We start from the raw sequence: 8,164 nt of genomic DNA on the forward strand, positions 1-8,164 counted from the left end.
GCGATCTTCTTTGCAAAGTTAGCTGAAGACACGCCCCCTGGAAAGCGAAGTGGGCAAGCCGAAGCGGTTGTTACGACTATTAATCATGTCAAAATGACTACTTTGAACAGGACCGGGTGGATTTCCCGGTTTTTCTTATTAGCCTAAAGAAAAAAGTCTATTTATTTGTTACAATGATCATGAAGGTTAGTAGAAAGGAAGTTTACGATTATGACGTTAGTAAATGAAGTAAAGCGTCCAATTACTCCAGATTATGATCCATGGGAAGCATACTTGGACGTTGAACAATATGGCGAGATGACGTTAACCAATATAGAATTTACCACTACACATTTGTGTAATATGCGCTGTGCACACTGTGCTGTCGGATACACGTTGCGTGATAAAGATCCAGATGCATTGCCTTTTTCCTTGTTAAAGCAACGATTAGATGAAATTCCACATTTACGCACATTAAGCATTACCGGTGGAGAACCAATGATGTCTAAAAAATCAGTGCGAGAATATGTGGTTCCATTGCTTCGTTATGCACATGAGCGTGGTGTTCGAACACAAATAAATTCAAATTTAACATTGCCTTATTCCCGATATGAAGCAATTATCCCTTTTTTAGATGTACTACATATTTCACATAATTGGGGAACACCGGAGGAATTTGTAGAAACAGGCTTTGCTAATATGGAGCGGAAGCCTAGTGAAGAGAATCGCAAAAAGTATTTTGAACGAATGGTTGAAAATTCCCAGAGACTTGCTGCAGAAGGTGTAATGGTGTCAGCAGAGACAATGTTGAACAAACGAACGTTTCCTTATTTAGAATCGATCCACGATCATATAGTGGAGATGGGATGTGCCCGTCATGAGGTTCATCCAATGTATCCAGTGGATTTTGCTAGTAACATGGAGACGCTTAGCTTGAGAGAAATGCAAGAAGGAATTGAGCGACTTCTAGATCATCGAGACGATTCGATGTGGATGTTATTCGGAACCTTGCCATTCTATCCATGTAACACAAATGAAGAAGAGCTTGCGTTGTTAAAACGATTATATAAGGAGAAAAATGTAACAGTACGGAATGATCCAGATGGCAGATCTCGTCTTAATGTAAATATTTTTTCTGGAGAAGTGATTGTGACTGACTTTGGAGATGATGAAGAACCATCACTTGGCAATATTCAGAATACGCCGTTACAAACGTCTTATGAACGTTGGATGGAATCGAAAACAGCGAAATCATTAAACTGCCATTGTCCGGCTGTTAAATGTTTAGGGCCTAATATCTTGGTTAAAAATACGTATTACCAAGGTGTCGATTTTAGGAAAAGATCATCCAATATTACTTTTTAAGGTAAGATAACCCCTGTTTCTATTACGGAAACAGGGGTTAATACGTTCATGAAGAGATATAGCTGTCTTTATTTAATCTAGTTGTTCGAATATTGATGGAAAAATGTTACTCCAAACATGACAAATGTCATTTTGAAGTCCTGACAATTGCGTCTTATAAAAGTCCTGAAATTGGAGTAAACTGCAGATATAGTAAGTTTCGAAAGTAGGGATGTTGATGAGCAAACAAAAACAAGCGAAATTAAGAAAAGATGTCATGCCGTATGCAACATCGAAAACAAAAACAAGCATGATTCAAATATTCAACACGATACCACCTTTTTTTATATTGTGGTATTTGGCATATCAAAGTTTGTCGGTCTCCATTTTCTTGAGTCTTGCATTCTCAGTTGTTGCGGCAGGATTTATGGTACGAACATTCATTATTTTTCATGATTGTGCCCATCAATCCTTTTTCAAAAATAAGAAATGGAACCGTGTGATTGGAACATTGACAGGTGTTCTTACTCATTTTGCTTTTGAAAAATGGAAAAGAGAGCATTCGATTCACCATGCAACAAGTGGAAACTTAGATCAACGTGGTACTGGTGATATTTGGATTATGACAGTTAATGAATATGAACAAGCTAGTAAATGGCAAAGGTTACAATATCGTTTATACCGTAATCCTTTTGTGATGTTCGGTTTAGGTCCATTTTCATTATTCTTGTATGAAAATCGCTTTAATCGGAAAGATGCTCGTAAGAAAGAGCGCTGGAATACGTATTTAATCAACTTTATGTTAGTTGCAATCTATGCGATTATCGTGCTGACATTAGGATGGCAGGCGATTTTACTTGTCCAACTACCGATTGCATATGTAGCAGGTGTTCTTGGTATTTGGTTGTTTTATGTTCAACATCAATTCGAGGATTCCTACTTTGAGAATGAATCGGAATGGGATTATGTGAAGGCTGCTGTGGACGGAAGCTCTTATTATAAGTTACCAAAATGGCTGGAATGGATGACAGGGAATATTGGTTATCACCATGTTCATCATCTAGCACCAAGAGTGCCGAATTACCATTTGGAGAAGGCGCACCAAGAAACACCGCCATTGCAAAAGGCAACGACCATTACTTTAAAGACAAGCTTGGAATCAATTCGCTTTCGACTATATGATGAAGAGCAAAAGACTTTTATTAGTTTTAAGGAAATGAAACAGCGAAGTAAAAAGAAATCAAATATTTCGTTACCTTCGACTAAAGGTACGCAGACAATTCGTTCCTGATAATTTCCCCCTGTCCCATTGTACCAATTCTTTTTGGTATAATGGTGATGGGGGTTATTTATATTTAATAGTGAAGTACCGAGACTTAGTAAATATTTAACATAAAAGTTGAGATAATAACAAATTTGACAAGAGAACAAAAAGATTTTTCAAAAATTATAGATAAACAATAAATGTACTTGTTTGTCCTTAGTGAGGTGATATCAATGAGGCATTGGTATGATATTTTCCCTCGGAATACGGGGTTAAGTTTATATATATGGATCATTTTTTGTGTGTTACCATTTTATTTTATTTTCCGTTCTACTTCGTTGTGGGAGATTGGGGCCGGAATAGCGGCAACACTGTTGTTTTTTGGTGTGTATTGGATGACTTTTAATTCGCATGGTCCATTAGTATACACAGGATTAATTATTGAGTTCGTGATTGATATCATGATGACGATATTATTTGGATATGTTTATTTTGCACTTTTCATCGCTTTTTATATAGGTAATATTCGCAGTAAAGCGGGTTTTATTACGATGTATGTTATCCATCTCGTCACAACTGTTGGAGCGATGACAGCAGGATTTTTACTAAATTATTCCTTGTTTTTAAGTCAAATTCCCTTTTTAATTATGACTATTTTAGGGGTTATATTAATCCCGATAAATCGCTATAATCGATTTAAACAGGAGAAATTGGAAGGACAGTTGGAAGATGCGAATAGAAAAATATCGCAATTAGCGATTATTGAAGAGCGGCATCGGATTGCAAGAGATTTACATGATACTTTGGGGCAAAAGTTATCGATGATCGGCTTGAAAAGTGAATTATCTGCCAAACTCGTTGAAAAAGACCCTGAAGCTGTAAAACAAGAGCTGCAAGATGTGCAAGACACGGCTCGTCAAGCATTGAAGGAAGTTCGCGAAATGGTTTCCAATATGAGAAGTATCCGATTAAGTGAAGAAGTGGAACATGCGAAGCAGTTACTAGATGCAGCAGAAATAGAGGGAGAAATTATATTTGAAGCTGATGGCGACCATCTCCCGCTCTTTTTAGAAAACGTGCTGAGTATGTGTTTAAAAGAAGCAGTAACCAATGTAGTGAAGCATAGCCATGCTTCTTCCTGTTTGATTAACATTACCGAGACAAAGCAGGCGATAAAATTGGAAGTGGTCGATAATGGTATCGGTAAAGCGGGTAACAAGAGCTATGGAAATGGCTTAAAAGGAATGAAAGAGCGACTGGAATTTGTTAATGGGACACTGGCTATTAAGAGAAGGAACGATGGTTTTGAAGTGTATATATCTGTTCCGAAAGTTTTGAAACAGATAGAAGAGGAGGAAGAGCTGTGATCCGAATTGTGCTAGCTGAAGATCAACAGTTGTTATTAGGAGCGCTAGGTGCTTTATTGGATTTAGAGGAAGACATGGAAGTGGTCGGAAAAGCCAATAATGGGGAAGAAGTATTGGCTTTAGTAAAAAAAGAAATACCGGATATTTGCTTAATGGATATCGAAATGCCTGTCATGACAGGACTGGATGCAGCAGAACAATTACGAAATCACGCTTGTAAAGTAGTAATCCTCACGACATTTGCGAGACCGGGATATTTCGAAAGAGCGAGAAATGCTGGTGTTAGTGGCTATTTATTAAAGGATAGTCCTAGTGAGGATTTGGCACAGTCCATTCGGCAAATTATGAGAGGAAAACGGGTTTATTCACCGGAATTAATTGATATCGCCTTTTCGGAAGAGAATCCTCTAACAAGAAGAGAAATTGAAGTCATGAGATTGTTAGCGGAAGGAAAAACAACAAAAAGTATTGCGAAAGAACTTTTTTTATCCAATGGAACAGTACGGAATTATATATCTATTATTCTAGATAAATTAGAGGTGGATAATCGTATCGAAGCAATTGCAAAAGTGAATGAAAAGGGCTGGTTAAAATAGAAACTGTTTTTCAGTTTCTATTTTTTGCATTTTGATGTAAAAGGGCATACAATATCTTTCGTGACTAGAAATAATCTATATATAGGGGAGTGAGAGAATGACTACAACCGTTCAAAAGCGAGGAACTATCGTTGCATTGTTACTGGCAGGATCTTTTATCGCGATATTGAATCAAACGTTAATGATTACAGCAATTCCTCCGATTATGAATGAAATGGGAATTACTGCTAACTCAGCACAATGGTTAACAACGATTTTCATGCTAGTAAATGGAATTATGATTCCGATTAGTGCGTTTCTAATAGACCGATTTACAACGAGGCAATTGTTTATTACGGCAATGAGTGTATTTGCCTTTGGTACGTTAGTGGCAGCATTAGCGCCGAATTTTACCATGTTATTAGCTGGACGTGTGATTCAGTCCGCAGGTGCAGGTGTAATGTTACCATTAATGCAAACCGTATTTCTCATGATATTCCCAGTCAATAAACGGGGGTCAATTATGGGGTTAGTAGGGTTAGTTATTTCTTTTGCTCCGGCAATTGGTCCCTCATTATCAGGATGGGTTACCGAACATTTTTCATGGCGCGTTCTATTCTACATAATATTGCCTATCGCTATTATTGATATCCTCATCGCTTATTTTGTGATGAAAAATGTAACCGAGATTTCGAAGCCGAAGTTAGATATTCCATCAATTATCTTGTCTTCTTTAGGATTTGGTGGTCTGTTATATGGCTTTACAAGTGCAGGGAATAACGGTTGGGGCTCCCCGATAACGATTGTTGTGTTAATTATAGGGGTTATTTCACTGATTTGGTTTATTTTAAGACAAATAAAATTGCGACACCCAATGTTAGAGTTTCGAGTCTTTACTTATTCGATTTTCCCGTTAACAGTAACGCTTGGTATGATTGCATTTATGGGGTTAATTGCAGTGGAAACTCTGGTACCGTTATACATGCAGGAGGCTAGGGATTTCACGGCCGTACAATCGGGGCTGGTTATTTTACCAGGTGCACTAATTACCGGCTTTATGTCTCCGATAACAGGACGAATCTTTGATAAAATTGGTGCAAGGTGGCTTGCGATTGCAGGTTTTTCATTAATGACAGTTGGCTCATTCTTATTCACGGTTTTAGATGATAAAACATCTATGACGTATTTGACCATTGTGTTTGCGATCAGAATGTTAGGTATTTCTATGGTGATGATGCCGGCTGCGACTGCTGGTTTAAATCAATTACCGAAAAAACTAATTGCCCATGGTGCAGCAATGGATAATACATTGCGTAATGTGTCAGCATCTGTAGGTACGGCAATTATTGTAACAGTATTGACACAAGCAGAATCTATTGCTGAACAAAGTGGTGATCAATATCCAGGGATAACTGGAGCGAATACAGCCTTTTTAGTCCTTTCGATTATCACTTTAATAGGATTAATTTTATCCTTCTTTATTAAAAACCGTAAGCCATATGATGAAAAAGAATCAGATTAGTGCTATAGTAACTTTGACGGTGTAAAATAGAACGAGGCTAAACATGAACATCAACTGGTGTTCGTGTTTTTCTTTGAAAGGAAAGCATTCCTGTAATAAAGCAAAATGGGTATTGAATAAAAAATACCCCCTTGGTATGATACGAGGTGTCCAAAGCTGATCAGCGAAAAGGACCCTTAATTAGAACCAAGGAGGACTATTATGTATTATAAACAAAATGAAAAAATATCACAAGTAACGGAACAAACATTAATTATCGGGATTGATATCGCCAAAAACAAACACGTTGCACGTGCGCAAGATTTTCGTGGCATACAGTTTGGAAAAGCTTTATACTTTGATAACTCATGGGAAGGCTTTGAGAGCCTCATGTGTTGGAAAGATGAATTATGCGTCCAGCATGAAAAAACGGATATTATCATGGGGATGGAACCAACGGGACATTATTGGTTACCTTTAACTTATTGGTTAAAAGGAAAACAGCTAAAAGTCGTTGTTGTCAACCCGGCTCATGTCAAGAAATCAAAAGAATTGGATGATAATTCACCAACCAAAAATGATGTAAAAGATGCCAGAGTAATATCCCGTCTCATCCAAGATGGGCGTTATTCGGAACCGAATTTACCAGAAGGTATCTATGCAGAACTGCGAGAAGGTATGAATTTGTACGAGCAATTAATAAAGGATTTTCAAGCAGTAAAAGGTCGTGTTCATCAATGGATTGACCGGTATTTTCCTGAATATACAACGGTCTTTTCCAACTGGGAAGGAAAAGCCTCTTTGGAAGTCCTCAAGATGGGATTGTTTCCGGATGAAATCGTCCAAACAGAGGACATTACCATCTTGCATGAAATTCGTAAAGCAGTCAAAAAAGGAGTGGGATTGAAAAAGATCCGACAATTAAAAGAAGTTGCCGGACATTCTGTTGGCATACAAGAAGGAAAAACCCTAGCTAGGTTAAAACTGAAAACATTAATGGAACAATATGTCCTGCTTCAAGAGAAAATAGAAGAGGCATGGGAAGTGGTAGAGGAGTTTCTAGATACCATCCCAGGCGTGAAAGAAATGGATGATATGAAAGGGGTTGGCAAGGTAACGATCGCATCATTCTATGCAGAAGTGGGCGATATAAGCAACTATACGCATCCTGAACAAATCATTAAATTGGCAGGATTAAATTTGAAACTGGCCACGTCCGGTAAATGGAAAGGCAGAACCATCATCACGAAGAGAGGGCGCCCGAAATTACGTGCTCTGTTGTTTAAAGTCATTCTGCCATTGGTGAATCACAATCCTGCATTTAAGGCAATACATGAATATTTTACGACAAGAAAAGAAAATCCATTGAAGAAAAAACAATCCTTAATTGCATTATGTTGTAAGTTAATTCGTGTATTATTTGCCATTGGAAAGAAACAAGTAGCCTTTCGTCCAGAAAAGATGTTACAGGATATCCCACATTTTCGTTTAAAAGATGCCGTATAACAAAAGATTTGGTAATGTTCTCTTCATGGAATGACAGTTATACCTAAGTGGCTTGACATGGAGCCTCTATGGGCATGATCTCCTCGCCAAGGAATCAAATGGTAAAAAATTGGCTCTGTTGGATCAGGGTATCATGCCCACCTCTCCACATCAAGCCGTGCAATGAATAGAGTGTAGTGAAAGAAAGACTACAGACGATAGTAGCGTATGAATGAAAGATTATCTTAAATAGAAACACATGAATGACATCAAGAAAACAAACACAACATCTGAAGCCACGGAGCAGCCGGCAAACTTATATACGATCGGGCAATGACCCTGGAGGAAAGCATCGCCGGCCCCACTTCATGGATAGACCGAACGAAGGAATGTATGCGCAAAGACGCTGTGAGATATGGGAGGGTTTGTCGCCATGAGTACTGTGGGAATGGAGTGCGATCATAGCACAACTAATTACCATTTTTTTCAAAACAGAAAGAATGGCTTATTAAGTACACCCTTTTTCACCATCATTCCCTAAATGATTTGGTTGACTCCAGTTATGATGTGAAGTAGTCCTTGATATGTAGATGAAATTCTAAGAAAAACAGAGTAATCAAGAGAATACGTTAGTATATAGAGGGAGTAT

General features: G+C 38.0%; 6 protein-coding genes. All 6 read left to right on the top strand.

What is annotated here, in order from left to right; genetic code table 11:
• Positions 1-210 precede the first annotated feature (210 nt).
• The 6 genes from yfkAB (at position 211) to J5J03_RS06790 (ending at position 7,536) form a co-directional block, all read left to right on the top strand.
• Positions 211-1,344, top strand: a complete 1,134-nt coding sequence (yfkAB, locus tag J5J03_RS06765; protein ID WP_208587785.1) for a radical SAM/CxCxxxxC motif protein YfkAB — start codon at positions 211-213, stop codon at positions 1,342-1,344.
• A 217-nt stretch (positions 1,345-1,561) separates the two neighbouring features.
• A complete protein-coding gene (locus J5J03_RS06770; protein ID WP_208587787.1) occupies positions 1,562-2,614 on the top strand; it encodes a fatty acid desaturase in 1,053 nt (350 codons plus the stop codon).
• Positions 2,615-2,820: 206 nt separating this feature from the next.
• Entirely contained in the window at positions 2,821-3,954 is a 1,134-nt protein-coding gene (locus tag J5J03_RS06775) for a sensor histidine kinase (protein WP_208587789.1), read from the top strand.
• The gene (locus J5J03_RS06780; protein ID WP_208587791.1) at positions 3,951-4,550 is read left to right on the top strand and encodes a response regulator; all 600 of its coding nucleotides are present in this window, start codon (positions 3,951-3,953) and stop codon (positions 4,548-4,550) included. Before J5J03_RS06775 ends, J5J03_RS06780 begins: the two co-directional genes overlap by 4 nt.
• Before the next feature lie 97 nt (positions 4,551-4,647).
• A complete protein-coding gene (locus J5J03_RS06785; protein ID WP_208587793.1) occupies positions 4,648-6,051 on the top strand; it encodes an MDR family MFS transporter in 1,404 nt (467 codons plus the stop codon).
• 201 nt (positions 6,052-6,252) lie between these two features.
• Positions 6,253-7,536 carry an IS110 family RNA-guided transposase gene (locus J5J03_RS06790; protein WP_208587795.1) on the top strand — a complete coding sequence of 428 codons (1,284 nt, stop codon included), beginning with the start codon at positions 6,253-6,255 and terminating at the stop codon, positions 7,534-7,536.
• Positions 7,537-8,164 lie beyond the last annotated feature (628 nt).

Source organism: Gracilibacillus suaedae (assembly GCF_017599345.1).
GTDB lineage: Bacteria > Bacillota > Bacilli > Bacillales > Amphibacillaceae > Gracilibacillus > Gracilibacillus suaedae.